This is a genomic window from Rhodanobacter sp. OR87 (assembly GCF_000473345.1).
Classification (GTDB): Bacteria; Pseudomonadota; Gammaproteobacteria; order Xanthomonadales; family Rhodanobacteraceae; genus Rhodanobacter; species Rhodanobacter denitrificans.
In genome coordinates, this window is record NZ_AXBJ01000017.1 from 1 (window position 1) to 26,144 (window position 26,144).

Consider the following 26,144-nt stretch of genomic DNA (forward strand, 5'->3'; position numbering starts at 1 on the left):
CAGATCGGTTCGTTGCGAAACAGCGCTAAGCCGATGACCAGCCAGATCAATCGCTCGGCCGGCAGACGTCGACGGCGCAGTGACGTCGTGCCAGTCGCTTGCAATGCTTGCTCGATCCAGGCGGCCGGAATGAGCTGGCTGAAACGATCAAACGCGGCGGGAGACAGATCGCCTACCGCATCAAAGTTGGCTTGCAGGGCTGAGATCAAAGCAAGAGGCTCATGGAAAACCATGAGCCTCTTGGGTCGTTCCGGCTTCGTCAATACCTTAACTGACTGGCATTAGGCACCACCCGGCTTTTTTTACGCCCCCGTAGGAGCCCGCTCGCGGGCGATACTCTTGGGGTCGGGAATTGGGAATCGCAAGATCAACAGCATCGCCCGCGAGCGGGCTCCTACGGGGGGCAGGCAATTCAGCGCTGCAGCAGCGGCAGCTTGTTCGGCACACCGTCCCACTTGTCGGCGTCTTCCATCGACGGGATCTTGCTGGTCAGCACCGGCCACTCCTTGGCCAGCTCGGCGTTGATCGACATGAAGATCTCCTGCCCCGCCGGCACGTCGAGCTCGGGGAAGATCGCGCCGACCGGGCACTCCTCCACGCACAACGTGCAGTCGATGCATTCGTCCGGGTCGATCACCAGGAAGTTCGGCCCCGCGTGGAAGCAGTCCACCGGACACACCTCGACGCAATCGGTGTGCTTGCAGTTGATGCAGTTTTCGGTAACGACGTGCGTCATCGTGCCTCCTTCCGGCATCCGCCGGTGGTGGCTAGAGTGTCGAATGACGGCAGGTGCCGTGGCAATGACGCAGATCAGTGCCCGCCGCGCGCCGCCGCTGCAGAATCCATCCGCATTTCACCACTTCCCCAGGAGCGACACCCCATGCGCAAACTGATTGCCCTTGCCCTGCTCGGCCTGCTCTCCACCCCGCTGATGGCCGCCGAGTGCGCCACCACGGTCGAGGCCAGCGACGCCATGCAGTTCAACACCAAGACCATCACCGTGCCGAAGACCTGCAAGACCTTCAAGGTGACCCTGAAGCACACCGGCAAGCTGCCGGTCACCGCGATGGGCCACAACTGGGTGCTCGCGCATAGCGCCGACGAATCCGGCGTGATCGCCGACGGCATGAAGGCCGGCGCCGCCAACAGCTACGAGAAGCCCGGCGACGCCCGCATCATCGCGCATACCAAACTGATCGGCGGCGGCGAATCGGACACCGCCACGATCAACGTGACCAAGCTGAAGGCCGGCGAGCAGTACGCCTACTTCTGCACCTTCCCCGGCCACGCCGCGCTGATGAAGGGCACGTTGAGCCTGGGTCAGTAAGCTTGGCGGACCAGCGACGCATCCGGCCGTGATGGCCGGATGCGTTTTTGTTGGTACGGGCATCACACACCGTTCCGCGCACGGATCCATCATGTCCCGCACGAACTCGTCCTCGCCACTGGATGAACCGGCCCTCGCCCGGCTGGTCGACCGTTTCTACGAGAAAGTGCGGCGCGACGCGCAGCTCGGCCCGATCTTCAACGCGGCGGTGCACGACTGGGACGAACACAAGCGCCTGCTGACCTCGTTCTGGGCCTCGGTGGCGCTGCGCGCGGGCAGCTACCGCGGCAACCCGATGGGCGCGCACCGGCCGCACCCGATCCGCGCCGAACACTTCGACCGCTGGCTCGCGCTGTGGCGCGAGACCACCGCCGAGGAACTGGACGAGGCCGGCGCCGCACAGATGCTGGAATACGCCGAGCGCATCGGCCGCAGCCTCAAGCTGGGCCTCGACCTGCACCCGCAGGCGCAGCCGTTCGGCGTGCCGATCGTGGGCATCGGCAAGCTGTAGGCGATCGTTCTCAGCCCAGCGCCTTCAGCGCCGCGTCGTAGTTCGGCTCGTGGCCGATCTCGCTGACCAGCTCGGCGTGCAACACCTTGTCATGGCCGTCCAGCACCAGCACCGCGCGCGCGGCCAATCCGGCCAGCGGGCCGCTGGCAATCGCCACGCCGTAGTCGTTGAGGAACTGGCGCCCGCGCATCAGCGACAGGTTGGTCACCCGCTCCAGCCCCTCGGCGCCGCAGAAGCGTGCCTGCGCGAACGGCAGGTCGGCCGAGATGCACAGCACCACGGTGTTGTCGAGCTTGCCGGCCAGTTCGTTGAAACGGCGCACCGAGGCGGCGCACACCCCGGTGTCGATGCTGGGGAAGATGTTCAGCACCTTGCGCTTGCCAGCGAAGCCGGAAAGCGCCACGTCGGACAGGTCGCCGCCGACCAGGCTGAATGCCGGCGCGGTCGAACCGACCGCGGGAAACTGGCCGTCGATGCTGATCGGCTGGCCCTTGAACGTGACCTGGGACATCGTGCACCTCGTGTGTAGATGGATGGCTACAAGTAGAACATGGTCTTGGCCAGGAAGACGATGCCCACCATCAGGCCCAGCACCACGCGATGGGTGTGCCGGAAGCGGCAGACGTCCATCTTGCCGCTGCGCATCGCCCACATCGCGTTGATGAACACGCCGAGCACGCCGAACGCCAGCAGCACCTTCAGCAGCAGCCAGTTGCCGAAGCGGCTGCCCACGCAGGACAGGCCGTCGCAACGGATGTCGAACAGCATGAAGCCGCTGGCGAACAGCAGCACCACGATCACCGGCATGAACCGGCGCACGCGCGCCATGATCGACTGTTCGATGCGCTGCATGGTGGCCGTGTCGAAATGCCGATGCAGCGCCTCGACCACCAGCACCTCGAATGCTACCGCGCCGGCGAACACGATGGCGCACGCCAGGTGCACCAGCACGATCCACGGATACCAGGCAACCATGCAGCGTCTCCCGAAGTTTTCCGGGAAGTCTGCTCGCCGTCGGCCACTGCCGCGCTGACATGGATCAGCCGGCGGCGGAGCGGGTCCCTCAGTCGTGCGGCTGCGCAACCACCTTGCGGATCGCCTCCACGAACCTGGGATCGAGCTTGCCGATCTGCGCGGTGCGGGCGGTGATGCGGCCTTCGGCATCGAGCAGGATCAGTTCGCTCGAGTGGTTGAACTCGCCATCGGGCAGTTGCCGGTACTGCAGGCCGAGCACGCCGGACAACTGGCGCACCTGCGCCGGCTCGGCGCGCGCCAGGGTCCAGATGCGCGGATCGAGCTTGCGCTTCTGCGCGTAGCTCTTCAGCGTGGCCACGCCGTCGCGCGCCGGGTCGAAGCTCACTGCGAGCAGGTCGATCCGTGCGCGCGTGGCCGGGTCCAGCGCATTGCGGGTCAGCCGCAGGCTGTCGATGATCAGCGGGCAGACCATCTGGCACGAGGTGTAGAACATCGTCACCAGCTGCGGGCGGCCGCGTCGATCGGCCAGCGTCTGTCGATGGCCGTCCTGGTCGGTCAGCTGCAGCGGCAGGTTGTACACGGAGTCGCCGGGCAGCGGCGTGGCGGCCCGCGTGCTGCCGAACAGCAGGAGCATCGCGAGCAGGGGCAACAGGCGTTTCATGCATTACCTCACTGGGGCTTCGCGCAACGGAAGCCCATGTTGTTGGTGGTGTCGGCGGCCTTCAGCGCGGACAGCATCGCGATGCGCATCAGCACCGCGTAGTTCTCCTTTTCCTGCAGGCTGATCGCGCCGGCACCGCAGAACTTCAATACGTCGGGGTCGTTCTGGTCGCGGCTGTCGCTGGCCACCAGCAGCGCGTTGAAGTCGTCTACCCACTCCCACACCGGCTGCGTGATGTCGCGCACGCCGTAGGTGTTGGGTGCGCCGCCGATGGCCGGCAGCGGCGCATTGGACGGGCGCGAGTACCAGGCCAGCAGGGTCTCGCGCCAGGCCGGGTCGCTGCGCGCGTCGCGGCGGGTGGCGTCGGCCGCCGCCGCGTACTCCCACTCGTACCAGTTGGGCAGGCGGGCGCCTTCGCTCTCGCAGTAAGCCTGGGCGGCGAACCAGCTGACCCGGGTCACCGGCTGCCTGGGCAGCACCTCACTGCCCAACGCATCGGCACCGGCCCAGTGGCTGAGATAACGTCGATCGGCCAGGATGCTGGCGACGCGATCGCGCCGCCACTGCGGATGGGCCTTCACGAAGGCCAGGAACTCGGCATTGGTGACCGGCTCGGTGCGCAGGCGGAACGGCGCGACCTGCGCCGCTGCCGCCTTGCCGTCGGCCGGCAGCACGCTGGCGAAGCGGCCCCCCGGCAGGGCGGCATAGTCCGCCGCCGCCACCGGCAGCGCCAGCATCAGGCCAAGCCAGGCCAGGACCCATCGTGCGCGCATCGTCAGTGCTCCGCTGCGGCCGCGGCGACGACGAGAAACGGTGGACGTGACATGGGCGGTCTCCGTGAGTCCTTGCGCGTCCTAGCCTAGGCGATCGCCCGGCTGCGCCGCTGACCTGGGTCAACCCGAACTCTGTCGGGGCCGCGCTGCGTCACCCTGCCGCGGCCCGCGCCCCGTTCAACCCGGCTTGCCGTCCGCCCGCGGCGTCAGGTAGATCCATGCCGAGCGCAGTACCCACGGCAGGAACGCCAGCAGCCAGCCGTAGGCGGCGATCACCAGCCACAGGTAGACATCCCCACCCAGCTCGGCACGGATGCGCAGCAGCGCCACCAGCTGCAGCAGGCCGAAGCACAGCCAGGCCACCGCGCCCATCTGCAGCGGGCGGCCGGAATGGCCCATGGTGACCCGCGTCACCATGGCCACCAGCATCGAGCCGAAGAAACCGATCGCCAGCGCATGCAGCGGCGCGCGGCCGAGGATCGGATGCCCGCTGGTCGCGTACACCACGTCCTGCACCGCGTACAGCACGAACGCCACCGGCAGCCACGCGAACGCCAGGTGCAGCACGGCCAGGATGCCCGGGCGCATCGCCCGCCACGGTCGCCAGGTCAGCGAATGCCATGCGAACACCAGTGCCAGCGGCACGTCGACCAGCCACAGCCAGCCCAGCGCGGCTCGCCATTCCAGCAGCAGGTGCGCCAGCAGCAATGCCCATACCACCGGCATGCTCCAGTCCGGCCGGACCACCTCGTAGCCCTTCACCATGTTGCCGGTGAAGAACGGCAGCATGCGGTGCATCACCGTGAAGTAGATCGGCAGCAGCAGGCCGTAGGTGCCCAGCTTGATCGCCAGCAGCGCGCAATCGGCCGGCGCACCGAACAGGTAGGCCAGGAACACCGCCAGCCCCAGGCAGCCCAGGCTCAACGCCATCAGGCAGGAACGCGCATGGCCCTTGCGCTCGGCCACCGAGGCACGCAGCACCCCGCCCAGTGTCCACACGCCAACCAGGTAGCCGACCAGCATCACGGCGATGCCCAGCTTCAGCAGCCACGGCAGGTCGAGCAGGCCGACGTTCGCCAGCACGTAGCCGCCGAACACGCAGCCGGCCACCGGCAGGTAGCGCGTCTTGGGCAGGTCCGGCCGCCCCAGCCAGCGCGGGAACGTGGTCATCAGGAAGCCGAACATGAACAGCGGGAACAGGCCGTACTGGATCAGCATCGCGTGCGCCCAGCCAGGCGGTATCGACGGCTGCGGCCAGCCGGCCAGACCGAAGCGCATCCAGGTCAGCTCCAGCGCCCACCAGGTCATGCTGAGCAACACCGCGACGGTACCGGCCAGGAACAGCGGCCGATGCGGCGCGGAAGCCAGCAGCGCCGTCAGCTGCGCCGGTGCGACCGCTTCCGCCGCGGGAGATCGTGATTCAGCCATGCCGATGCCAACCCGAACGAGAATGATTCACCATGGTGGCAGGTTAGCACCCGCACGGACACTGATCTGTGTCAGCCCCCCGGAGCGCCTCGCGGCGCTCACTCCGGCAGCAGCGCCTGCCCGATCTCGCGCAGCTTCTTCGGATTCAGCAGCTCCAGCTCGCGCCCTTCGATCTCGATCAGCTGCTGGCTACGGAAGCGGCTGAGCACACGGCTGACGGTTTCCGCGGCCAGACGCAGGTAGTTGGCGATGTCGCCGCGCGACATGCTGAGGTGGAAGCGGGTGGCGGAGAAGCCGCGCACGGCGTAGCGGCCGGCCAGGTCCATCAGGAACGCGGCGACGCGCTCGTCGGCGCTGTGGTCGCCGGCGAGCAGGCTGGCGGTGCCCAGCTCCTTGCTCAGCATGCGGAACAGATGCTGCTGCACGGCAGGGATGCGCGAGGCCAGCGCGCTCATCGCGGGGAACGAGAAGCGGCAGAAGTAGGCGGTGTCCAGCGCCACCGCGTCGCACGGGAAATGCTCGGGGTAGATCGCGTTGAGGCCGATCACCTCGCCGGGCAGGTAGAAGCCCAGCACCTGCTCGCGGCCTTCCTTGTCGACCATGCGCGTCTTCACGGTGCCTGCCCGCACGGCGAAGATCGCGCGGAACGGGTCGCCGGTACGGAAGATGTGCTCGCCGGCGCGGAACGGGCCGACGTGCTCGACCAGGCACTGCAACTCGGCCAGCTCCGGCTTGTCGTAGCCGGCCGCGATGCACGCGCTGGAGAACGCGCAGGTGCCGCAGAAGCGCGTTTCGTCGCCGTCGTCGGCAATCGGGCTGGGCGGCTCGGGCAGACGACCTGCCATGGGCTTGGATTGCATGATGACGATGGGCTGCCGGGTTGGGGCTGCGTGGATCAGATCACGCGCGAATAGCGTGGGGCCTGTGCCGCGTCGTCCAGATAGGCGTCGAAGCACATGGCGATGATACGCAACAGCAGCCGCCCCCGCGAGGTGACCCGGATCTCGCGCGGGTTTTCCGTGACCAGCCCATCCTCGATCAGCGGCAGCAGGCGCTGCCGCTCGCGCGCGAAGTACTCGTCGAACAGCAGCCGGTGGCGCGCACCGAACGCCTGCTTCTCCACGCTGCCGTGGCACATCAATTCGTTGATCAGTTCGCGCCGGATCAAGTCGTCCTCGTCCAGCTGCAGGCCGCGCATCAGCGGCAGACGGCCGGCGTCCAGCGCCGCGTAGTAGCCGATCAGGTCGCGTGCGTTCTGGCTGTAGCTGTCGCCGATGCGGCCGATCGCGCTGACGCCCAGGCCGACGATGTCGCAATCGCCGTGCGTCGAGTAGCCCTGGAAGTTGCGTTGCAGCGTGCCGGCACGCTGCGCCAGCACCAGCTCGTCGCTGGCCTTGGCGAAGTGGTCCATGCCGATGTAGACGTAGCCGGCCGCCGACAGGTGTTCCAGCGCGCGGCCGAACAGCGCCAGCCGGGTGGCCGCGTCGGGCAGGTCGGCGGCCTCGATCTGCCGCTGCGCCTTGAACATTTCCGGCAGGTGCGCGTAGCCGTACACCGCCACCCGGTCCGGGTTCAGCGCCACCACCTGGTCCAGCGTGCGGCTGAAGCCGTCCACGCTCTGGAACGGCAGGCCGTAGATCAGGTCGACGCTGGCCGAGCGGAAACCCGAGGTCCGCGCCGCCTCGATCACCTCGCGGGTCTGCTCGAAGCTCTGGATCCGGTTCACCGCCTTCTGCACCACCGGGTCGAAATCCTGGATGCCCACCGAGAGCCGGTTGAAGCCCAGCTCACCCATGGCGCGGATGTAGGCGGCGTCGGCGAAGCGCGGGTCGATCTCGATGCCGTATTCGCGATCCGCGGCATGGCTGAAGCTGAAATGCCGCGCCAGCGACTCCAGCAGCTCGCCCATGTGCGCGGTGTCGAGGAAGTTCGGCGTGCCGCCGCCGAAGTGCAGCTGGCGCACCGGCCGGTCGCGGTCGAACAGCGGCGCGATCAGCTCGATCTCGCGGTACAGCCGTTCCAGGTAGCGGTCGGCCTGGGTCACGTCGCGGGTGATCACCCGGTTGCAGCCGCAGTAGAAGCACGGGCTCATGCAGAACGGCACGTGCACGTACACCGACAGCGGACGCGGGATCGGCTCCTCGTTGGAAGCGCGGATCACCGCGCGCAACGCCGCCTCGTCGAACTCGGCCTTGAAATGCGGCGCGGTCGGGTAGCTGGTGTAGCGCGGCCCGGCCACGTCGTAGCGGGCGATCAGCGCCGGGTCGAATTCGGGAGGAGTGATGGGAATGGCCATGTTGCCGAGTCTGTCGGGACACCCGCCAGCATGCCTTGATCCGGGTCAATTCGCACGCCGGTCGCGGCGACCTGCCGCAGCGCCGGCGTGGCGGCTCGCGTCATCTCCGGTACGGCTCGACCTGCTGCTCGATGGCGCCGAAAATCGAGGCGCCGGTGGCGTCGGTGACGTCGATCTTCAGGCGGTCGCCGAACTTCAGGAACGGCGTGCTCGGTTGGCCGTCGCGCAGGGTTTCCACCGTGCGCTGCTCGGCCAGGCAGGAGGCACCCTTGCCGGTGTCCTGGTTGGCGATGGTGCCGGAGCCGACGATGGTGCCGGCGGTGAGCGGCCGCGTCTTCGCCACGTGCGCCACCAGTTCGGCAAAGCTGAACTGCATATCGACGCCGCACTCGGCCTCGCCGAACCATTTGTCGTTGAGCCAGGTGCGCATCGGCAGGTGCAGCTTGTCGCCGGCCCACGCTCTGCCCAGCTCGTCCGGCGTCGCCAGCACCGGCGACAGCGCCGAGCGCGGCTTGCTCTGCAGGAAGCCGAAGCCCTTGGCCAGCTCGCCGGGAATCAGCCCGCGCAGGCTCACGTCGTTGACCAGGCCGACCAGCTGGATGTGCGCGGCGGCCTCGCCCGGCGTGACCGCCATCGGCACATCGTCGGTGACCACCACCACCTCGGCTTCCAGGTCGATGCCGTAGTCCTCGCTCGGCACCACCACCGGGTCGCGCGGGCCGAGGAAGCCGGCGCTGGTGGCCTGGTACATCAGCGGGTCGGTGTAGAAGCTGGCCGGTACCTCGGCGCCGCGCGCGCGGCGCACGCGCTCGACATGCGGCAGGTAAGCGCTGCCGTCGACGAACTCGTAGGCACGTGGCAACGGCGAGGCGAGCATGGCCATGTCCAGCGCGAACGCGCCGGTGGCGCGGCCCCCGTTCAGTTCATCCGACAGCGCATTCAGCCGCGGCGCCGCGTTCGACCAGTCGTCCAGCGCCGCCTGCAGCGTCGGCGCGATGCCGTCCGCCGTTACCGCGCGGGAGAGATCGCGGCTGACCACCACCAGCGTGCCGTCGCGGCCGCCTTCCTTGAGAGATCCGAGTTTCATCGTGCCGCCTTGTGCCTGCTGCGTGGAGGGATCGCCGTCACGGCGCGAAGTGCTTGCGGATATCCTGCCAGCATCGGTAGTAGTCGCGCTGCAGTTGCGGCGCCCCCAGCGCCTGCCGGGTGGGGCGGATCACCTTGCGCGTCTCGAACATGAAGGCCATGGTGCCGCCGATCACGTCCGCTTTCGACAGATCCGCGTTCGTGGCCTTCTCGAAGGTGGCCGCGTCCGGGCCGTGGGCACTCATGCAGTTGTGCAGGCTCGCGCCGCCGGGCACGAAGCCCTCGGCCTTGGCGTCGTAGACACCGGTGATCAGGCCCATGAACTCGCTGGCCACGTTGCGGTGGAACCACGGCGGACGGAAGGTGTGCTGCGCCACCAGCCAGCGCGGCGGGAAGATCGCGAAATCCACGTTCGCCGTGCCGGGCGTGTCGCTGGCCGAGGTCAGCACGGTGAAGATGCACGGATCGGGGTGGTCGACGCTGATCGAGCCGATCGTGTTGAAGCGGCGCAGGTCGTACTTGTACGGCGCGTAGTTGCCGTGCCAGGCGACCACGTCCAGCGGCGAGTGGCCGATCGCGGCCGTCCACAGCGTGCCCTGGAACTTCGTCACCAGCTCGAACGCACCCTCGACGTCCTCCCAGGTGGCGTGCGGGGTGAGGAAGTCGCGCGCGTTGGCCAGCCCGTTCGAGCCGATCGGGCCGAGCTCCGGCAGGCGCAGCAGTGCGCCGAAGTTCTCGCAGACGTAGCCGCGCGCGGTTCCGTCGGGCAGCTCGACGCGGAAGCGCACGCCGCGCGGGATCACCGCGATCTCCTGCGGCTCGAGCTCGATCACGCCCAGCTCGGTGGCCAGCTGCAGCCGGCCCTGCTGCGGCACGATCAGCAGCTCGCCGTCGGCGTCGTAGAAGAAGCGGCCCTGCATCGAGCGGTTCGCCGCGTAGAGATGGATGCCGATGCCGCCCTGCTCGGCCGCGCCGCCGTTGCCGGCGATCGTCACCAGGCCGTCGACGAAATCGGTCGGCTGCTCCGGCAGCGGCAGCGGATCCCAGCGCAGCTGGTTCGGCGTGGCCGGTGCCTCGTCGAAGCGGTTGTGGAAGCGCTCGTGCGCCAGCGGCGCGAACGGCTCGTGCACCGCCGCCGGGCGGATCCGGTACAGCCAGCTGCGCCGGTTCAGGTGGCGCGGCGCGGTGAATGCGGTACCCGACAGCTGCTCGGCGTACAGTCCGTGCGCCACGCGCTGCGGCGAGTTCTGGCCGACCGGCAGCACGCCGGGGATCGCCTCGCTGGCGAATTCGTTGCCGAAGCCGGATTGGTAGCCCTTGCCCACGATCGTTGCCATGCACCGCTCCTTCAGAGGAAACCGCGCTTCATCTGGTCGCGTTCGATCGACTCGAACAGCGCCTGGAAATTGCCTTCGCCGAAACCCTCGTTGCCCTTGCGCTGGATGATCTCGAAGAAGATCGGGCCGATCGCGTTCTGGGTGAAGATCTGCAGCAGCTTGCGCTGCTTGGTCTCCGGGTCGGCGTCGATCAGAATCTTGTTTCTGGCCAGCCGCGGCACGTCTTCGCCGTGGTTGGGCACGCGCACGTCGATCACCTCGAAATACGCGTCCGGGGTGTCGAGGAATTCCACGCCGGCGTCGCGCATCGCCTCCACCGTGGCGTAGATGTCGTCGGTGAAGCAGGCGATGTGCTGGATGCCTTCGCCGTGGTAGGCGTCGAGGTACTCGTTGATCTGGCTCTTCGGGTCGCTGGACTCGTTCAGCGGGATGCGTACGATGCCGTCCGGCGCGGTCATCGCCTTGGACACCAGGCCGGTCTTGGCGCCCTTGATGTCGAAGTAGCGGATCTCGCGGAAGTTGAACAGCTTCTCGTAGTAGTCCGACCACTTCTGCATGTTGCCGAAATGCAGGTTGTGGGTGAGGTGGTCGATGAAGGTCAGGCCGAAACCCTTCGGGTTCTGCTCGGCGCCCGGGATCGGCGCGTAGTCGGCGGCGTAGGCGTCGCCCTCGCGCGGCACCAGGTACAGCATGCAGTCGCCGATGCCCTTGACCACCGGCACCCCGATCGCGCGGCTGGCTGGCTTGTGCGCGACCGCCTCGCCGCCGTTGGCGAGCACCCTCGCCTCCACCTCGGCCACCGGCTTGCGGAAACGGATCGCGAAGCCGCAGGCGCTGGGGCCGTGCTGCGCGGCGAAATCGGCGGCGAACGAATCCGGATCCTCGTTGACCAGCAGGTTCACCCCGTTCTGCCGGTAGACGGTGATCGGGCGGGACTTGTGCCGCAGCACGGCGCTGAAGCCCATCCGCCGGAACAGCGCGTGCAGCTCGTGGGCGCGACCGGCCGGGGCGGCAAACTCGACGAACTCGAAGCCGTCGATGCCCATCGGATTCTCGAACGTGGTGACCTGCATGCCGGGGTTGGGTTGGGCGTTCATGGCGCTCTCCTCTGAGTCGGTGCACGATGGCCTCACGCAAGCGTGCCACCGGCAGATTGGTCTTGCGTTATAGTTTCATTTGAAACCATTTGCAAGGATCACCGCCGCAATGCCTGCCAAGCGCTCCCCTGTCCCCGCCACGGCCGAACACGCGCCGCTGCAGCTGGAACACTTCCTGCCGTACCGGCTGTCGATCCTGTCCAACACGATCAGCCAGGCGATCGCCGACGACTACCAGCGCCGCTACGACATCTCGGTGACGGAATGGCGGGTGATGGCCGTGCTGGCGCGCTACGCCGGCCTGTCCGCGCGCGAGGTGGCCGAGCGCACTGCGATGGACAAGGTGGCGGTGAGCCGCGCGCTGGCCCGGCTGGTCGAGGCCGGCCGGGTCGACCGCGCGGTGCACGACAACGACAAGCGCCGCTCGGTGCTCAACCTCAGCAGCGCCGGCTGGGCGATCCACGACGTGGTCGCGCCGATGGCCCGCGCGCGCGAGCGCGAAGTGCTGGCGAAGCTCGATGCGCAGGAGCGGCAGTGGCTGGCGCGCATCCTGGACAAATTGCTTTCCTGAGGGAATCCGGAATCGGGAACGGGAAAGGCGGGCGATGTCCGGCGCGCTGGTTTCGCTTCAACTATTCCCTAGTGCCGGTTCCCTGCCTCACCGCACCCCATGCATCAGCCGGTTGATCAGCGGCGCCAGCAGCAACAGCAACGCGCCCGCGCCAAGCAGCACCCAGAAGCTGAAGGTGAAGCCGGACAGCGCCGAGGCCACCGTCATGCCGCGCTCGCCACTGATCGAACGCGCCACCAGGCCGGAGAAGTCGCCGCCGGCGGCCAGTGACAGGAACCAGCCGCCCATCGCCAAGCCGACCAGGCGCGGCGGCGCCAGCTTGGTCACCATCGACAGCCCGATCGGCGACAGGCACAGCTCGCCCAGTGTCTGCATCACGTAGCACAGCACCAGCGGCCAGAACGGGATCAGCCCGGTCGGGCCAAGCAGTTCCTTCAGCGCATACACCAGCACCACGAAACCCAAGCCGTTGAAGATCAGCCCGAAGCCGAACTTGCGCGGGATCGAGGGCTCGGCGTTGCGGCGCGAAAGCACGGCCCACACCAGCGTCAGCAGCGGCGCAAACAGCAAGATCGCCAGCGGCGTCACCGACTGGAACCAGCCGACCGGGAACGTCCAGCCACCGAACATCTGCCGATCCACCCAGTTTTCCGCCAGGAAGTTGAGCGAGGTGCCGAACTGGAAATAGAAGGTCCAGAACAGCACGCTGAAGCCGAACACGATCAGCATGGCGATCACGCGGTGCAGCTGCACGCGGTCGTGGCGCCGCGCCTCGACGATCAGCGCCGCCGCCACGCCGATGAACAGCGCGCCGAGCAGCCACTGCAGGCCATCGGCGCCGACATAGGCCAGCAGCGCGTAGATCAGCGGCACCGCCAGTGCCGCGCCGAGCAGCACCCACAGCACGCGCAGGCGGTTCTCCATGCCCGGCAGCGGGCGGCCCACGCCCTTCAAACCACGCCGGCCGAACCAGAACCACAGGAAGCTCAGCAGCATGCCCACGCCGGCGGCGCCGAACACTACGCGGTAGTTCTGCTGCATCGGCGTGTCGGTGAAGTGGGCCGCCATCCAGCCGGTCAGCAGCGGCGCCGCGAAGGCGCCGGCGTTGATGCCCATGTAGAACAGGGTGAAGCCGCGGTCGCGGCGTGGATCGTCGCGGCCGTAGAGCTGGCCCACCATGGTGGAGATGTTCGGCTTGAACAGGCCGTCGCCGGCGATCACCAGCGCCAGTCCCAGCAGCATCGCCGGCTGCTGCGGCAACAGCAGGGTGAACAAGCCGGCGGCCATCACCGCCGCGCCGAGCAGGATCGAGCGCTGGTAGCCGATCACCCGGTCGGCCACGTAGCCGCCGAAGATCGAGGCGGCGTAGATCAGCGCAGTGTAGGCGCCGTAGATGCCGGCGGCCCAGCCCTGACCCGACGCGTCGCCATGGAAGAACTGCGCCACGATGTACAGCACCAGCGCCCAGCTCACGCTGTAGTAGGCGAAGCGCTCCCAGAACTCGGTCATGAACAGCATCCACAACGGACGCGGATGGCCGAGCAGTTGCGGGTAGTCGGGCGTCGTCACGCTATCGCCGGCGCTGCTGGTCTGGCTCATGCAATCCCCTCGTCGGCATGCGTCAGGCCGCCGCAAGCGCCCAGATGTAACCGGGCGCCGGGCATGGCGTCAATGTTTGTGGAGCAGGGAGTGGGGAATAGGGGATAGGGGATAGGGAATCGGAAAAGCGGGCGAGCTTCGCTTTACCCATTCCCGATTCCCTATTCCCGGCTTTCAACGCACCCCGTGCATCAGCCGGTTGATCAGCGGCGCAACCAGGAACAGCACGATGCCGCCGCCGAGCAGGATCCAGAAGCCCATGGTGTAGCCGGACAGCGCCGAGTCCACGGTCATGCCGCTCGCGCCGCTGACGTGGCCGGCGAACAGGCCGGCGAGGTTGTTGCCGATCGCAGTGGACAGGAACCAGCCGCCCATGCCCAGCCCGACCAGGCGCGCCGGCGCCAGCTTGGTCACCATCGACAGGCCGATCGGCGACAGGCACAGCTCGCCGGCAGTCTGCAGCACGTAGCACAGCACCAGCGTCCACAGCGGAATCGTGCCGTCGCTGCCGACCAGCGCGGACAGCGCGTACATCAGTACCGCGAAGCCCAGCGCATTGCCGATCAGGCCCAGGCCGAACTTGCGCGGGATCGACGGCTCGACGCGGCGCTGGTCCAGCCAGCCCCAGGCCAGCGAGATCAGCGGCGCCAGCAGCACGATCGCCACCGGGTTGACCGACTGGAACCAGCCGATCGGGAACTCCCAGCCGCCCAGGTTGCGGTCGACGATGTGCTGCGCCAGGAAGTTGAACGAACTGCCGGCCTGCTCGAAGAACATCCAGAACAGCACGTTGAAGGTGAAGATGATCAGCATCGCGATCACCCGCTGGATCTGCACGCGGCCGGTGCGGATCGCCTCGATCACCAGCATCACGCCCACGCCCAGGAACAGCACGCTCAGCAGCCACTGGATCGCCACCGCGCCGGCCTTGTCCATCAGCAGGTAGACCAGCGGAATCGTCGCCAGCACGCCCAGCACCACGTACAGCATGCGCATGCGACTGGCCTGTTCCGGCGCCGGGCGGCCGACCGGGCCGAGCTGGCGCCGGCCGAACCAGAACCACACCAGGCTGATCAGCATGCCCACGCCGGAGGCGGCGAACACCACGTGGTAGTTGTGGTGGCCGGGCGTGCCGAACACCTTGTTGGCGAGGATGCTGGTGAGGATCGGCGCGATCAGCGCACCGGCGTTGATGCCCATGTAGAACAGGGTGAAGCCGCGGTCGCGGCGCGAGTCGCCCTGCACGTAGAGCTGGCCCACCATCGAGGAGATGTTCGGCTTGAACAGGCCGTTGCCGACGATGATGGTGGCCAGGCCGAGCATGAACACCGCATGGTTCGGCACCATCACCATGAACAGGCCGGCCGCCATCACCACCGCGCCGAGCAGGATCGAGCGCTGGTAGCCGAGGATCTTGTCGGCCACGTAGCCGCCGAACACCGCGGTGGCGTAGACCAGCGCCAGGTAGGCGCCGTAGGTGCGGCTGGCGTCCGCCTGGCCGGCGTCGTTGCCGTCGTAGAACTGCGCCACGATGTACAGCGTGAGCGCCCAGCGCATGCCATAGAACGCGAAGCGCTCCCAGAACTCCGACATGAACAGCATCCACAGCGGGCGCGGGTGGCCCAGCAGCTGCGGGTAGTCGGGTACCGGCCCGGCGTCGCCGGCGAGTGTGGTGTGGCCCATGCGTGTCCCCTGCTCCGTCGGTCGATCGAAAAATCTTGCGATGGCCAGATGTAACCGCCGGTCGCGCGATCGTCAAATGCGCCGCAGCACGAGCCACGTCATGTCGCTAGCTGCCCAGCACGGTGCGCACGTCCAGCAGCTCGGGGAAGAATTCCAGGTCGAGCGCCTTCTTCAGGAAGCTCACCCCGGACGAACCGCCGGTGCCGCGGCGGTGGCCGATGATCCGCTCCACCGTCTTCATGTGCCGGAAGCGCCACAGCTGGAAGCTCTCCTCCACGTCCACCAGCTGTTCGCACAGGTGGTACTCCGGCCAGAACTGCGCGCGCTGCTCGTAGATGCGCTTGAGCGCCGGCAGCAGCGCCTCGTTGCGCCGGTAGGCTTCGGTCCAGTCGCGCTGCAGCAGCTCGGCCGGCACCGCGTGGCCGCAGCGCGCCAGGTAGCACAGGAACTCGTCGTACAGGCTGGGCGCCTCGAGCACCGCGCGCAGCTCGGCCTGCGCGGCCGGGTCGTGCGCGAACACCTTGAGCATGCCGGCGTTCTTGTTGCCCAGCATGAACTCGATGGTGCGGTACTGCAGCGACTGGAAACCCGACGACGGCCCCAGCACGCCGCGGAACTCCAGGTACTCCGACGGGGTGAGCGTCTCCAGTACCGCCCACTGCTCGAACAGCTGGCGCTGCACCTGCTTCACCCGCGCCAGGATCTTCAGGCAGGCGTCGACGTCGTCCTGCTTGAGGTGCGCCAGCGCCGCCTTCAGCTCGTGGATCAGCAGCTTCATCCACAGCTCGGACACGTGGTGCTGCACGATGAACAGCATCTCGTCGTGATGCGGCGGCTGGCTCAATGGCTGCTGGGCCGACAGCAAGGTGTCCAGGTGCAGATAGCCGCCATAGGTGATCTGGCCGTTGAGGTCGGTCTGGATGCCCGCCTCGATGTCGCGCTGGTTGTCGCTCATGGTGTTCCGTCACGTGGTCGAAAACGCTCATGGTAACGGCAGCGCGTCGAGCGGCCCCTGATCCGCGGCAAGCGCGCCCGTTCGCCGGCCCGGCCCCACGCCCCCGTTCGCGCACAACGCCTGATCCAGGACAGGGCCCGAGCGCCCGCCCGCCGCTACCGTGACCCGGCGCGAAAAGGCCGGCGTGGCGCGGAGCGGCGGCCCGGCGGCGACCGGCGACGGTCGACCCGTACGCCTGCGCATGCTGCGCTGTACCTTGCAGCGCAACATCCCCGCCTGTTATCAAGCGCGGTCTTGTGCGGTCGTTTCGTGCCTCCTGCATCGGAGCCCGGCCACCGCCAGCCCCCTGTCTCTCACCCCCGGAGCGCGTCGTGACCATCGCCGCCAAGTTTGAAATCGAATACCTGCAATACCTCGACGCCGAGGGCAAGCAGGTACGTGATGATCTGCCCGAGTTCGCCAAAGACCTCGACCACATGGTCGAGCTGTACAAGCTGATGCTGTCCACCCGCGTGTTCGACGCCAAGTCGATCGCGCTGCAGCGCACCGGCAAGCTCGGCACCTACGCCAGCTGCCTCGGCCATGAGGCCGCGCACGTCGGCATCGGCAGCGCCATGAAGCCCGAAGACGTGTACGCGCCGAGCTACCGCGAATACGGCGCGCAGCTGTACCGCGGCGTGCAGCCGCGCGAGGTATACATGTACTGGGGCGGCGACGAGCGCGGCAACGACTACCAGAAAGAACCGGCGCGGCACGACTTCGCCTGGTCGGTGCCGATCGCCACCCAGTGCCTGCATGCGGCCGGCTCCGCGCTGGCGTTCAAGATCCGCGGCGAGAAGCGCGTGGCGGTGGCCACCATCGGCGACGGCGGCTCCTCCAAGGGCGACTTCTACGGCGCCATCAACATGGCCGGCGCGCGCGAGCTGCCGCTGGTGATCGCCATCGTCAACAACCAGTGGGCGATCTCGGTGCCGCGCAAGATCCAGTCCGGCGCGCAGACGCTGGCGCAGAAGGGCATCGCCGCGGGCCTCTACTCGATCCAGGTGGACGGCAACGACATCATCGCCGTGCGCAAGGCGATGGAAGACGCGCTGGAGCGTGCGCGCAACGGCCTGGGCGGCAGCGTGCTGGAACTGGTCACCTACCGCCTCGGCGACCACACCACCGCCGACGACGCACGCCGCTACCGCGGCAAGGACGAGGTCGACGAGGCCTGGGCCAAGGAACCGATGAAGCGCCTGAAGCACTGGCTGGTGGCCAAGGGCGTGTGGGACGACGCCAAGGAAGAAGCCTGGAAGGCCGAGTGCGACGACTGGATGGACAACGAGGTGAACGCCTACCTCGAAACCAAGACCCAGCCGGTCTCGGCGATGTTCGACTACATCTTCGCCGAAGTCCCCGCCGACCTCGCGAAACAGCGCGACTACGTCCTCTCGCTTGAAAACAAGGGTCACTGAGCCATGGCACAAATCACACTCATCGAGGCCGTCACCCAGGCGCTCGCCTACGAAATGGCGCACGACGCATCGGTCGTGGTGCTGGGCGAGGACGTCGGCGTCAATGGCGGCGTGTTCCGCGCCACCCAGGGCCTGCAGGAGAAGTTCGGCGAATGGCGCGTGATCGACACGCCGCTGGACGAAATGACCATTGCCGGCGTCACCGTGGGCATGGCCGTGCAAGGCATGAAGCCGGTGGCCGAGGCACAGTTCGAGGGCTTCATCTATCCGATGATGGAGCACATCGCCTGCCACGCCGCGCGCATGCGCAACCGTACCCGCGGCCGCCTCACCGTGCCGGCCGTGTGGCGCGCGCCGTGGGGCGGCGGCATTCGCGCACCGGAGCATCACTCCGAGGCGAACGAGCACCTGTTCACCAACATCCCCGGCCTGCGCGTGGTGATGCCGTCCTCGCCGGCGCGCGCCTACGGCCTGCTGCTGGCCGCGATCCGCGATCCCGATCCGGTGATCTTCTTCGAGCCCAAGCGGATCTACCGCCAGTACAAGGAAGAGGTGCCGGACGACGGCGAGGCGCTGCCGCTGGACGTGTGCTTCGTGCTGCGCGACGGCACCGACGTGACCCTGGTGACCTGGGGCGCGCAGGTGAAGGAAGCGCTGGAAGCAGCCGACGAGCTGGCCGCCGAAGGCATCAGCGCCGAGGTGATCGACGTGGCCACGCTGACCCCGCTGGACTTCGACACCATCGCCGAGTCGGTGCAGAAGACCGGCCGCTGCGTGATCGTGCACGAGGCGCCGAAGACCGCCGGCTTCGGCGCCGAGATCGCTGCGCGCGTGGCCGAGGAATGCCTGTACGACCTGCTCGCGCCGGTCGAGCGCGTCACCGGCTTCGACACGCACATCCCGCTGTTCCGCCTGGAAATGAAATACCTGCCGAGCGTGGAGCGCGTCGTCGACGCGGCCAAGCGCACGCTGGCGGCGAGCTGACGCCCTTGCTCCTCCCCCTGCTTGCAGGGGGAGGCTGGGAGGGCGTAAAGCTCTTGATCTGAAGTCCGGAACAAAGAGCACCCCACCCCAACCCTCCCCTGCATGCAGGGGAGGGAGCCAAACCAACACATATTCTGGAAATCCGCCCATGGCTGACATCAAGACGTTCTACCTCCCCGACCTCGGCGAAGGCCTGCCCGACGCGACCGTCGTCGAGTGGCACGTGAAGGCGGGCGACAGCATCAAGCTCGACGCGCCGCTGTGCTCGATGGAAACCGCCAAGGCGGTGGTCGACGTGCCCTCGCCGTACACCGGCAAGGTCGTCAAGCTGCACGGCGCGCCCGGCGACATCATCGAGACCGGCGCCGCGCTGGCCGATTTCGAGCCCGACCCGAACGCCAAGCAACGCGCCGAGGCCGAAGCCACCGGCCACCACCACGGCCCGAAGAAGGGCGCGGAAAGGAGCGTCGGCAGCCCCGCGCCGGACGACGCAGGCAACGTGATCGCCTCCGACGAAGGCGGCGAAGTGCAGACCGGCGGCACGGACCGCGAGGACGAAGGCACCGTGGTCGGCGCGATGGTCAGCGGCAACACCGTGCACGTCGAGCAGGCCGCCAGCATCGGCGGCGTGAAGGCGGTGCCGGCGGTGCGCGCGCTGGCGAAGAAGCTCAAGGTCGACCTCACCCGCGTGCGTCCCAGCGGTGCCGACGGCGTGGTGACCATGCAGGACGTGAAGAACGCCGCCGCCAACGGCAGCGCCGCGCTGGGCGCCGCCCCGGCGCGCGCCGTGCCCGCCTCGGCCGGTCGTCATCTGGCACCGGAACTGCCGCAGCCCGGCCATGCTCCACAAGGTCAGCAGCGCGGCCCGGTCTCGCTGGCCGGCAAGCCGGTGCGCACCGCGCCGCCGTCGATGCAGGCCAGCGGCCAGCCGGAGCAGCTCAAGGGCGTGCGCCGCAACATGGCCCGCGTGATGGCCGATGCGCACGCGCAAGTGGTACCGACCACCCTGGTCGACGACGCCGACCTGCACGGCTGGATCGGCAAGCAGGACATCACCGCGCGCCTGATCCGCGCCATCGTGGCCGCCTGCAAGACGGTGCCGGCGCTGAACGCGTGGTTCGACGGCAAGAACCTCAGCCGCACGCTGCACCCGCAGGTCGACATCGGCATCGCGGTGGACACCGACGACGGCCTGTTCGTGCCGGCGCTGCGCAACGCCGACGTGCTCGACGCCGCCGGCGTGCGCGCCGCGATCAAGCGCCTGCGCACGCAGGTCGAGGACCGCAGCATCCCAGCCTCGGAACTGTCCGGCTACACCATCAGTCTCAGCAACTTCGGCATGTTCGCCGGCCGCTACGCCACGCCGGTGGTGGTGCCGCCGACCGTGGCCATCATCGGCGCCGGCAAGCTCAGCCACGACGTGGTGGCGGTGATCGGCGGCATCGAAGTGCACCGGCGCATGCCGATCAGCCTCACCTTCGACCACCGCGCCGCCACCGGCGGCGAAGCCGCGCGCTTCCTCAAGGCGCTGCTGGACGATCTGGCACTGCCGAACTGATCGTATCCGCGATCATGCGTTGAACGAACGGGCGCCCAGGCGCCCGTTCGCTTGTCTACGGGACGTCAATCAATAATCGCGCACATCCAGCAGCATGAAGCAACGTGCGACGTAGTCGCCGCCATGCGGCCACGGCACGGCGGTCAGCGCCAGCGTCCCGGCCGTCCACGGTTCATTGTCGAGCAGTGCCTCGCAGCGCGAGTCGCCATTCTCGACATGGCTGTGCACCAGTCGCAGCCAGTGCAATTCAGGTGTCAACGCCTCGCGCTTCACCGCCGCCTCGATCGACGCCAGCGCCTCGGCCGGCATGCTCGCGGCATCCGCACCGCGCACACTGAACGGACCGATGAACACGTCCCACGTGCGCAGCCCGATGTCCCACGCGGCGATCCGCATGCGGCGCTCGTCGGTGACGTACCAGCACGCCGCCAGCAGCACATGGAACACGTTCTGCTCGAACGTGCGCAGCGCGTCGCGGCAGCCGGCGTCGCCGCCGCCCACGCCGGCGAAGCTCTCTTCGATGTAGCGCTCTTCGCTGAGCACCACGTCGACGTCGAGCCGGCCCGGTTCGTCGCTGGCGCCCTCGTGCCAGGCGGCACGGATCGCGGGAAAGTCGCCGTCGGTGACCAGCCAGCCGTCCTCGTCCACGTCCAGCTCCACATCGTGCCGTTCGAACAGCCGCAGCAGGTATTTCTGTAGCGCCGCACTGTCCATCGTCATTCCCGTTGGTTCACGTCGATCGTCGACGGCAATTCGCGCCAGGTCAGGTAGACACGCAGGTCGAATTCCCGCTGGTGGTAGTCCGGCAGCATATACGTGCACAGCTGGTAGAACGCCTTGTTGTGATCGATTTCCTTCAGGTGCGCCAGTTCGTGCACCACGATCATCTGCAGGAATTCCGGCGCGGCGGCCTTGAACAGGCTGGCCACGCGGATCTCCTTCTTCGCCTTGAGCCTGCCGCCCTGCACGCGCGAGATCGCGGTGTGCAGGCCCAGCGCGTTGCGCAACACGTCGAGCTTGCTGTCGTACAGCACCTTGTCGATGGCCGGCGCGTTCTTCAGGTGCTGCTGTTTCAGCGATGCCACGTAGGCGTACAGCGCCTTGTCGCTCTGCACCTCATGGCGCCCCGGGTAGCGCTTGGCCAGGTGCTCGCCCAGGCGCTCCTGCGCGATCAACTCGCGCACCTTGTCTTGCAAGGTGGCGGGGTAGGCCTGGAGGTATTTGAGCGGAATCATGCGGGGTATTCTCGCACTGCACCGCTGCCATGCGTTTCGACAACCCGATGGAGGCATCCCATGCACCACAGCCGACTCTGCGCCATCGTCATCGACTGCCACGTCGACGAACTCGCACCCGTCGCCGATTTCTGGAGCCGGGCGCTGGGCAAGCCGATCGCCAGCATCGACCAGGACGGCGACGGCAAATACGCGGAGCTGCAGACCGCCGCGGACGAACCGATCATCCTGCTGCAGAAGGTCGACCATGCCAGCCGCGTGCACCTGGACATCGAGACCGACGACCTCGACGCCGAGGTGGCGCGGCTGGAGCAGCTGGGCGCGCGCCGCATCGCGTTCGTGCGCGGGCGCTGGTGGGTGCTGGAGGCGCCCAGTGGACATCGTTTCTGCGTGGTGCAGCGGCAGCGCGAGGTGTTCGGGCCGCACCTCAACCACTGGGATTGACGTGTCGTCGCCGGCGCGCCGACGCGACGGCGCGCGCCGGGCGCGTCAGCCGAGCCACCAGCCCAGCCAGGTGGCCGCCAGCACCACGGCCAGGCCCAGCAGCACCGGCCGCGCATAGTCGCGACCGCCGCTCGTCCGGGCAATCACCGCCTTGGACAGGCTGTTGCTGGTCAGCGCGATCAGGATCGGCACCGCGGTGGCCGCGGGCTCGATCCTGCCTGCGGCCGCCAGCGAAGCCACCGATACCGCCGCGGCATGCGTGTCGGCGAAGCCGGCGACGCCGGTGGCGATAGCCAGCCCACGCTCGCCCAGCCAGGCCCGCATCGCGGCCGACGCCAGCAGCACCACGGCGATCATCAGTCCCAGCAGCAGCGAAGCCCTGACGCTGAAGACGACGCTGCCTTGCACCGGGTCCGCCGCGCTCAGGTGCAGGCCCTTCCACGTCCACAACGCGCCGTACACCGCCGCGGTCACGCCACCGCAAGCCAGCGGCACGGCGAGCACGCGCAGCGTCGCCAGGTCGGTGACCGCCAGTACCGCCGCCATCTGCACAAAGGTGGCCACGGTCGACAGCACCGCCGCCGCGACCGCCGACCGCCGCAGCGCCGGCAAGCTGCGCGCCTGCGAGCCCATCACGCCGATGGTGGCCACGCTGGACACGAAGCCGGAGAGCAACCCGGCCAGCGGCAGGCCGACGCGGCTGCCCACCAGCCGCAGCAGTGCGTGGGCGGCTGCACCGATCGACATGATCAGTATCACGATCAGCCACAGCGCGCGCGGGTTGATCGCGTCGAACGGGCCGAGTGGGCGATCCGGCACCAGCGGCAACACCAGCAGCGTGGCGGCGGCCAGCACCAGCAGGTTGTTCAGCTCCTCCGCAGTCAGTACGCCGCGCACGAAGTGATGCATGGGCTCGCGCGCCGCCAGCAGGATGGTCACCGCCACCGCCAGCCCGGCGGCCAGTGGAGCCTGGTGGATGGCTACCGCGCCGAGTATCAGGCACAGCAGCAGGCTGACCTCGGTGGTCAGGCCGCGATCGCTGCTGGTATCGCGCGCATACGCGATCGCCAGCAGCGCCGCCACCGCAGCCAGTGCCAGCAGCAGCACCGCGACGCCGAAGCTCGCGCTGGCCGCCCCCAGCAGCGCCACCACGGCGAACGTGCGGATGCCGGCAACCGCGTCGCCGTCGCCGCCCTTGCGCCGCTCGCGCTCGGCGCCGATCAGCAATCCGATGCCCAGCGCGACCGCGAAGCCGGTCCAGGAAAGAACGACATCCATCGAGCCACACTCATGACGCGCCACGGCCGCATTCCGGCCACGGCGCGATCATGCCGGAGCCCTCGCGGAAAGTCGCGCGCGCGGGTGCGGCCACCGTCGCCGCCCCGGCCCGCCCAGCCGTCGGCCGAGCGGGCCGGGGCGCCGCCGGAATCGCCTGCCGTCAGATGTCGAAGCGGTAGCTCAGCTTGACCAGCAGCTGTTCGTCGTCGCGCAGCGCGAAACTGCGGTCGAAGACGTCGCTGGTGCGGCGCGCATAGCCATCCATCGCGTAGCCGCCGCGACCGTAGACCACGTACAGGTACGACAGCGGCGCCAGCTCGTAGCGGTAGCGGATCTGCAGGCCGAGGTTGCGCACGCCGAAACCGTCGACCGGCTCGTTGCTGGCCACGGCGCGACCGTTGGCCTGCACGCGGTAGCCGCCGCGCACACCTGCGTCCAGCCCGATCGCCTGCAGCTTCACCCGCAGCTCCTGGCGGCTGTCGATGCTCCAGTCGAAACCGGCGTCCAGCTGCAGCGTGTGCTCGTCATACCGGCCGATGAGGTTGTCGTGCTGCCACACCAGCCAGTCCGGCAGGTGCTCGTAGTACGGGCCGGCGTAGACGCTGAACGCGTCGCTGACGAAGTAGGTCGGGATGAACTTGACGTCGTAGCCGAGCTGCCGGTTGCCGCCGAGCCCGCCGCTGACGACCTCCGCGTCCAGCTTGAACGCCCAGTCGCCGTGGCGCGGGCTGATCCGTTCGTAGACCAGGTCCAGCGACGGCGGCAGGAACAACGCACCGTTGCCGCGGGTAAGCAGGTCGTCCCAGCCGGCGCTGTTGACGTTGAGCTGCACCATTTCGGTGGCGCCGTTGCGCAGGTCGCTGTTGCGGCGCAGGCGCAACTGGCGACGCAGGCGCAGGCCGTGGTCGTTGTCCAGGGCGTCGATGCGGAAGCGCCATTCGTGCGAGCTGTAGGCGGAGTCGGCCGGCAGCGCCGTATTGCGCTTGCGCACTTCCCAATGGCCGTAGTTGAAGTTGTTGCGCTCCAGGTAGCCGAAGTCGTTGACCTGCAGCCGGTCGCCGAAATGCATGCCCAGCCACTGCTGGCGCCAGCCGTCGCCCATCTCGTAATCCGCGATGACGGTGCCGCCGCTGTCGCGCGTGTGCGTGCCCGACTGCAGGATGTCGCTGCCGACCACGTTGGTGGCGATGGTCAGCTGCGGCGTCGGCCGCCAGTGATGGTCCACGCCGAGCACGCTGGCCTCGCGGTCCAGCCACGGGCGGTCGACCCGGGTCAGCAGCATGCCCAGGCTCTGGTCACCGAAATCGTGGATGACCCGCGCGGCACCGAAGAAGCGCCCCGCCGCGCCATCCTCGTCGGCGGCCAGCACGCCGTAGCTGGTGGTGCCGAAGCTGCCGTTGAGCTTCACCGCGGCGTTGATGTCGGCCGCACCGAGACCGTCATCGGACGGTCCGCCGACACGTCGCGTATAGACCAGCTGGCTGTAGTCGTCGAGCAGGCTGAAGTCGAAGATGCCCTGGTTCTCGGTGAAGAACGGCCGCTTGTCCCTGACGTAGGTTTCGGTGGCGCTGAAGTTCACCACCAGGTCGTCGCTCTCGACCTGGCCGAAATCCGGGTGCAGCGCGGCGGTGAGCTGGAACTGGCCGCTCGGCTTCCACAACAGGTCGGCGCCTTCCTGGAAGTGGCTGCGGCCGCGCACGTTGTCGTACAGGCCGGACACGTACGGCGTCACCGCCAGCAGCGACTGGCTGTACTGCGGCACCTCGACCTTGCCGAACTCGGACAGGAAACGCGGCAGCGTGAAACTGGCCGCCGGCCACGAGTCGCGCTCGCCGGTCGAGCCGGTCACGCGGTCGAGGTAGACGCCCAGCATGCGCCTGCCGTCGCGCGCCGTGTGCATCGGCGCGATGTACCACGGGATCAGAATCTCCACCGTCCAGCCTTCGGCATCCTCGCTCACCGCATGCCGCCAGTTGCCGTCCCAGTCCTTGTTGAACTTGTTCTCGTTGATGACCACGGCATCGTTGATGCCGCCGGTCGAGCTCACCACGAAGTCGTAGCCGGTGCGTCCGTCGCCGTTGAAGTCGACCATCACGTTGACCCGGTCGACCTGGTCCTCGAAGTCACGCTGCACGCGCTGGTGCGTACGCGGCACGCCGGGCGGCTGCACGCAGCGGAACGCCACCGCCAGCCCCTTCGGCGTGGCCAGGATCCAGGCCTCGGTCGGCAGCGAGCCCGGCTTGCCGGTGAGCGGCTGGGTCTGGCGGAAGTCGGTGATGTGTCGTGCGCCCTTCCACTCGTCCGCGCCGAGGTGGCCGTCGATGTCGACGGCCAGTGCCGGTGTCGACAGTGCGGCCAGGGTAACGAACAGCAGGCATGCCAGGCGCATGTTGAAAAATTTCCACGGGGAGGCGGCGCGGAGGCGCCGTGGAGGCGATGGAATCGCCACGTCGGGTGGCGCACAGCTTGCCGCCTGTGCGCCGCCGCCTCGACCGCCACAAGTCACGCCATGACTTGTGGCAGGCGCCCCATCGTGCGCTGGCGCCGCCCGCTCAGCGGCGCCGGCGGCGCCCCCACCATGCATGGCGCAGCAGCATCGCCAGCACGATGACGGCGGCGAACGCGCCGTAGCCGTACAGCGCCGGCAACACCTGCTGCCAGATCGCGCCACTGGCGCGGCCGAAGCCATCGACCGTGGGCAACTCGACCGTGTCGAAACCGAGCATCGCGCACTGCACCGCGGTGATCAGCGCCAGCAGCAGGGCAGCAACATCGAAGAGGCGCCGGCCGGACGTGCGCGGCAGGCTCTTCGGGTACGCCCAGTAGCCCCAGCACAGGATCAGCAGCAGCGGCGCAAGCAGCAGGATGGCGAGGTAGCGCATCGGTCGA

General features: G+C 68.2%; 27 protein-coding genes. 7 read left to right on the forward strand and 20 right to left on the reverse strand.

Translation table 11 applies throughout. The features are described from left to right. Both RHOOR87_RS19265 and fdxA read right to left on the reverse strand, forming a co-directional pair. The coding region (locus RHOOR87_RS19265; RefSeq protein ID WP_043795596.1) for a transposase domain-containing protein at positions 1-233 on the reverse strand (233 nt) is incomplete at its 3' end. 179 nt (positions 234-412) lie between these two features. Beyond that, positions 413-736: a ferredoxin FdxA gene (gene fdxA / locus RHOOR87_RS0113180; protein ID WP_007512538.1), complete on the reverse strand. Its 324-nt coding sequence runs from the start codon at positions 734-736 to the stop codon at positions 413-415. Positions 737-880: 144 nt separating this feature from the next. Here fdxA and azu point away from each other — a divergent pair, with 144 nt between their 5' ends. Together azu and RHOOR87_RS0113190 are read left to right on the forward strand one after the other, a co-directional pair. Further along, positions 881-1,327 (forward strand): azurin, encoded by a 447-nt coding sequence (azu, locus tag RHOOR87_RS0113185; protein ID WP_007512540.1) that lies wholly within the window; start codon positions 881-883, stop codon positions 1,325-1,327. Between the two features lie 91 nt (positions 1,328-1,418). After that, the gene (locus tag RHOOR87_RS0113190; protein ID WP_043795598.1) at positions 1,419-1,838 is read left to right on the forward strand and encodes a group III truncated hemoglobin; all 420 of its coding nucleotides are present in this window, start codon (positions 1,419-1,421) and stop codon (positions 1,836-1,838) included. Between the two features lie 10 nt (positions 1,839-1,848). Here RHOOR87_RS0113190 and tpx read toward each other — a convergent pair whose 3' ends face one another. The 10 genes from tpx to hppD form a co-directional block, all read right to left on the reverse strand. Further along, positions 1,849-2,349, reverse strand: coding sequence for a thiol peroxidase (gene tpx, locus RHOOR87_RS0113195; protein WP_027485273.1), 501 nt, complete (start codon positions 2,347-2,349; stop codon positions 1,849-1,851). A gap of 26 nt (positions 2,350-2,375) precedes the next feature. Further along, complete coding sequence (locus RHOOR87_RS0113200) at positions 2,376-2,813, reverse strand: membrane protein (protein WP_027485274.1); 438 nt, start codon at positions 2,811-2,813, stop codon at positions 2,376-2,378. Between the two features lie 88 nt (positions 2,814-2,901). Beyond that, a complete protein-coding gene (locus RHOOR87_RS0113205; protein ID WP_027485275.1) occupies positions 2,902-3,474 on the reverse strand; it encodes an SCO family protein in 573 nt (190 codons plus the stop codon). An 8-nt stretch (positions 3,475-3,482) separates the two neighbouring features. Then, positions 3,483-4,247 (reverse strand): formylglycine-generating enzyme family protein, encoded by a 765-nt coding sequence (locus tag RHOOR87_RS0113210; protein ID WP_027485276.1) that lies wholly within the window; start codon positions 4,245-4,247, stop codon positions 3,483-3,485. 177 nt (positions 4,248-4,424) lie between these two features. Beyond that, positions 4,425-5,675 (reverse strand): NnrS family protein, encoded by a 1,251-nt coding sequence (locus RHOOR87_RS0113215; RefSeq protein ID WP_027485277.1) that lies wholly within the window; start codon positions 5,673-5,675, stop codon positions 4,425-4,427. 98 nt (positions 5,676-5,773) lie between these two features. Beyond that, the gene (locus RHOOR87_RS0113220; RefSeq protein ID WP_015446763.1) at positions 5,774-6,535 is read right to left on the reverse strand and encodes a helix-turn-helix domain-containing protein; all 762 of its coding nucleotides are present in this window, start codon (positions 6,533-6,535) and stop codon (positions 5,774-5,776) included. A 35-nt stretch (positions 6,536-6,570) separates the two neighbouring features. Next, positions 6,571-7,971: an oxygen-independent coproporphyrinogen III oxidase gene (gene hemN / locus RHOOR87_RS0113225; RefSeq protein WP_027485278.1), complete on the reverse strand. Its 1,401-nt coding sequence runs from the start codon at positions 7,969-7,971 to the stop codon at positions 6,571-6,573. 100 nt (positions 7,972-8,071) lie between these two features. Further along, positions 8,072-9,058, reverse strand: a complete 987-nt coding sequence (locus tag RHOOR87_RS0113230) for a fumarylacetoacetate hydrolase family protein (RefSeq protein WP_015446761.1) — start codon at positions 9,056-9,058, stop codon at positions 8,072-8,074. A 37-nt stretch (positions 9,059-9,095) separates the two neighbouring features. Beyond that, the gene (hmgA, locus tag RHOOR87_RS0113235; protein WP_027485279.1) at positions 9,096-10,394 is read right to left on the reverse strand and encodes a homogentisate 1,2-dioxygenase; all 1,299 of its coding nucleotides are present in this window, start codon (positions 10,392-10,394) and stop codon (positions 9,096-9,098) included. A gap of 11 nt (positions 10,395-10,405) precedes the next feature. Further along, the gene (gene hppD, locus RHOOR87_RS0113240) at positions 10,406-11,491 is read right to left on the reverse strand and encodes a 4-hydroxyphenylpyruvate dioxygenase (RefSeq protein ID WP_027485280.1); all 1,086 of its coding nucleotides are present in this window, start codon (positions 11,489-11,491) and stop codon (positions 10,406-10,408) included. Between the two features lie 109 nt (positions 11,492-11,600). Here hppD and RHOOR87_RS0113245 point away from each other — a divergent pair, with 109 nt between their 5' ends. Continuing rightward, positions 11,601-12,062: a MarR family transcriptional regulator gene (locus RHOOR87_RS0113245; protein ID WP_015446758.1), complete on the forward strand. Its 462-nt coding sequence runs from the start codon at positions 11,601-11,603 to the stop codon at positions 12,060-12,062. Positions 12,063-12,149: 87 nt separating this feature from the next. On the opposite strand, the gene RHOOR87_RS0113250 is transcribed toward RHOOR87_RS0113245, so the two are convergent. From RHOOR87_RS0113250 to RHOOR87_RS0113260, 3 genes are all read right to left on the reverse strand, one after another. After that, entirely contained in the window at positions 12,150-13,661 is a 1,512-nt protein-coding gene (locus RHOOR87_RS0113250) for a peptide MFS transporter (protein WP_015446757.1), read from the reverse strand. 174 nt (positions 13,662-13,835) lie between these two features. Further along, positions 13,836-15,344: a peptide MFS transporter gene (locus RHOOR87_RS0113255; RefSeq protein WP_007512568.1), complete on the reverse strand. Its 1,509-nt coding sequence runs from the start codon at positions 15,342-15,344 to the stop codon at positions 13,836-13,838. Between the two features lie 106 nt (positions 15,345-15,450). Then, the gene (locus RHOOR87_RS0113260) at positions 15,451-16,299 is read right to left on the reverse strand and encodes a tryptophan 2,3-dioxygenase family protein (protein ID WP_027485281.1); all 849 of its coding nucleotides are present in this window, start codon (positions 16,297-16,299) and stop codon (positions 15,451-15,453) included. Positions 16,300-16,670: 371 nt separating this feature from the next. Here RHOOR87_RS0113260 and pdhA point away from each other — a divergent pair, with 371 nt between their 5' ends. The 3 genes from pdhA (at position 16,671) to RHOOR87_RS0113275 (ending at position 20,298) form a co-directional block, all read left to right on the forward strand. Beyond that, positions 16,671-17,756, forward strand: coding sequence for a pyruvate dehydrogenase (acetyl-transferring) E1 component subunit alpha (pdhA, locus tag RHOOR87_RS0113265; protein WP_027485282.1), 1,086 nt, complete (start codon positions 16,671-16,673; stop codon positions 17,754-17,756). A 3-nt stretch (positions 17,757-17,759) separates the two neighbouring features. Next, positions 17,760-18,740, forward strand: coding sequence for an alpha-ketoacid dehydrogenase subunit beta (locus tag RHOOR87_RS0113270; protein WP_007512574.1), 981 nt, complete (start codon positions 17,760-17,762; stop codon positions 18,738-18,740). A gap of 148 nt (positions 18,741-18,888) precedes the next feature. Continuing rightward, complete coding sequence (locus tag RHOOR87_RS0113275; protein WP_027485283.1) at positions 18,889-20,298, forward strand: dihydrolipoamide acetyltransferase family protein; 1,410 nt, start codon at positions 18,889-18,891, stop codon at positions 20,296-20,298. Between the two features lie 69 nt (positions 20,299-20,367). Here the strand turns inward: RHOOR87_RS0113275 and RHOOR87_RS0113280 are convergent, their stop codons facing one another. Further along, the gene (locus RHOOR87_RS0113280) at positions 20,368-21,012 is read right to left on the reverse strand and encodes a DUF6348 family protein (protein ID WP_027485284.1); all 645 of its coding nucleotides are present in this window, start codon (positions 21,010-21,012) and stop codon (positions 20,368-20,370) included. 2 nt (positions 21,013-21,014) lie between these two features. Next, a complete protein-coding gene (locus RHOOR87_RS0113285) occupies positions 21,015-21,533 on the reverse strand; it encodes a M48 family metallopeptidase (protein WP_007512580.1) in 519 nt (172 codons plus the stop codon). A 60-nt stretch (positions 21,534-21,593) separates the two neighbouring features. Here RHOOR87_RS0113285 and RHOOR87_RS0113290 point away from each other — a divergent pair, with 60 nt between their 5' ends. Next, complete coding sequence (locus RHOOR87_RS0113290; protein ID WP_027485285.1) at positions 21,594-21,977, forward strand: VOC family protein; 384 nt, start codon at positions 21,594-21,596, stop codon at positions 21,975-21,977. Between the two features lie 45 nt (positions 21,978-22,022). Here RHOOR87_RS0113290 and RHOOR87_RS0113295 read toward each other — a convergent pair whose 3' ends face one another. The 3 genes from RHOOR87_RS0113295 to RHOOR87_RS0113305 all read right to left on the reverse strand — a co-directional run bounded on the left by RHOOR87_RS0113295 (position 22,023) and on the right by RHOOR87_RS0113305 (position 26,137). Further along, on the reverse strand, positions 22,023-23,255 hold the full coding sequence (locus tag RHOOR87_RS0113295) for an MgtC/SapB family protein (RefSeq protein WP_027485286.1): 1,233 nt from the start codon (positions 23,253-23,255) through the stop codon (positions 22,023-22,025). A gap of 160 nt (positions 23,256-23,415) precedes the next feature. After that, complete coding sequence (locus tag RHOOR87_RS0113300) at positions 23,416-25,644, reverse strand: DUF5916 domain-containing protein (RefSeq protein WP_027485287.1); 2,229 nt, start codon at positions 25,642-25,644, stop codon at positions 23,416-23,418. A 163-nt stretch (positions 25,645-25,807) separates the two neighbouring features. Continuing rightward, positions 25,808-26,137, reverse strand: a complete 330-nt coding sequence (locus RHOOR87_RS0113305) for a hypothetical protein (RefSeq protein ID WP_027485288.1) — start codon at positions 26,135-26,137, stop codon at positions 25,808-25,810. Between the last annotated feature and the right edge of the window lie 7 nt (positions 26,138-26,144).

Bases quoted from the DNA above. Each gene is read 5' to 3' on its own strand.
- RHOOR87_RS0113280 (WP_027485284.1), bottom strand. From the start codon at position 21,012: ATGGACAGTGCGGCGCTACAGAAATACCTGCTGCGGCTGTTCGAACGG.
- RHOOR87_RS0113220 (WP_015446763.1), bottom strand. From the start codon at position 6,535: ATGCAATCCAAGCCCATGGCAGGTCGTCTGCCCGAGCCGCCCAGCCCG.
- RHOOR87_RS0113210 (WP_027485276.1), bottom strand. From the start codon at position 4,247: ATGCGCGCACGATGGGTCCTGGCCTGGCTTGGCCTGATGCTGGCGCTG.
- azu (WP_007512540.1), top strand. From the start codon at position 881: ATGCGCAAACTGATTGCCCTTGCCCTGCTCGGCCTGCTCTCCACCCCG.
- RHOOR87_RS0113190 (WP_043795598.1), top strand. From the start codon at position 1,419: ATGTCCCGCACGAACTCGTCCTCGCCACTGGATGAACCGGCCCTCGCC.
- RHOOR87_RS0113215 (WP_027485277.1), bottom strand. From the start codon at position 5,675: ATGGCTGAATCACGATCTCCCGCGGCGGAAGCGGTCGCACCGGCGCAG.
- RHOOR87_RS0113305 (WP_027485288.1), bottom strand. From the start codon at position 26,137: ATGCGCTACCTCGCCATCCTGCTGCTTGCGCCGCTGCTGCTGATCCTG.
- tpx (WP_027485273.1), bottom strand. From the start codon at position 2,349: ATGTCCCAGGTCACGTTCAAGGGCCAGCCGATCAGCATCGACGGCCAG.
- fdxA (WP_007512538.1), bottom strand. From the start codon at position 736: ATGACGCACGTCGTTACCGAAAACTGCATCAACTGCAAGCACACCGAT.
- hppD (WP_027485280.1), bottom strand. From the start codon at position 11,491: ATGAACGCCCAACCCAACCCCGGCATGCAGGTCACCACGTTCGAGAAT.
- RHOOR87_RS0113285 (WP_007512580.1), bottom strand. From the start codon at position 21,533: ATGATTCCGCTCAAATACCTCCAGGCCTACCCCGCCACCTTGCAAGAC.
- RHOOR87_RS0113250 (WP_015446757.1), bottom strand. From the start codon at position 13,661: ATGAGCCAGACCAGCAGCGCCGGCGATAGCGTGACGACGCCCGACTAC.
- RHOOR87_RS0113295 (WP_027485286.1), bottom strand. From the start codon at position 23,255: ATGGATGTCGTTCTTTCCTGGACCGGCTTCGCGGTCGCGCTGGGCATC.
- RHOOR87_RS0113200 (WP_027485274.1), bottom strand. From the start codon at position 2,813: ATGGTTGCCTGGTATCCGTGGATCGTGCTGGTGCACCTGGCGTGCGCC.
- RHOOR87_RS0113230 (WP_015446761.1), bottom strand. From the start codon at position 9,058: ATGAAACTCGGATCTCTCAAGGAAGGCGGCCGCGACGGCACGCTGGTG.
- hemN (WP_027485278.1), bottom strand. From the start codon at position 7,971: ATGGCCATTCCCATCACTCCTCCCGAATTCGACCCGGCGCTGATCGCC.
- RHOOR87_RS0113275 (WP_027485283.1), top strand. From the start codon at position 18,889: ATGGCTGACATCAAGACGTTCTACCTCCCCGACCTCGGCGAAGGCCTG.
- RHOOR87_RS0113255 (WP_007512568.1), bottom strand. From the start codon at position 15,344: ATGGGCCACACCACACTCGCCGGCGACGCCGGGCCGGTACCCGACTAC.
- RHOOR87_RS0113205 (WP_027485275.1), bottom strand. From the start codon at position 3,474: ATGAAACGCCTGTTGCCCCTGCTCGCGATGCTCCTGCTGTTCGGCAGC.
- hmgA (WP_027485279.1), bottom strand. From the start codon at position 10,394: ATGGCAACGATCGTGGGCAAGGGCTACCAATCCGGCTTCGGCAACGAA.
- RHOOR87_RS0113245 (WP_015446758.1), top strand. From the start codon at position 11,601: ATGCCTGCCAAGCGCTCCCCTGTCCCCGCCACGGCCGAACACGCGCCG.
- RHOOR87_RS0113290 (WP_027485285.1), top strand. From the start codon at position 21,594: ATGCACCACAGCCGACTCTGCGCCATCGTCATCGACTGCCACGTCGAC.
- RHOOR87_RS0113270 (WP_007512574.1), top strand. From the start codon at position 17,760: ATGGCACAAATCACACTCATCGAGGCCGTCACCCAGGCGCTCGCCTAC.
- RHOOR87_RS0113260 (WP_027485281.1), bottom strand. From the start codon at position 16,299: ATGAGCGACAACCAGCGCGACATCGAGGCGGGCATCCAGACCGACCTC.
- RHOOR87_RS0113300 (WP_027485287.1), bottom strand. From the start codon at position 25,644: ATGCGCCTGGCATGCCTGCTGTTCGTTACCCTGGCCGCACTGTCGACA.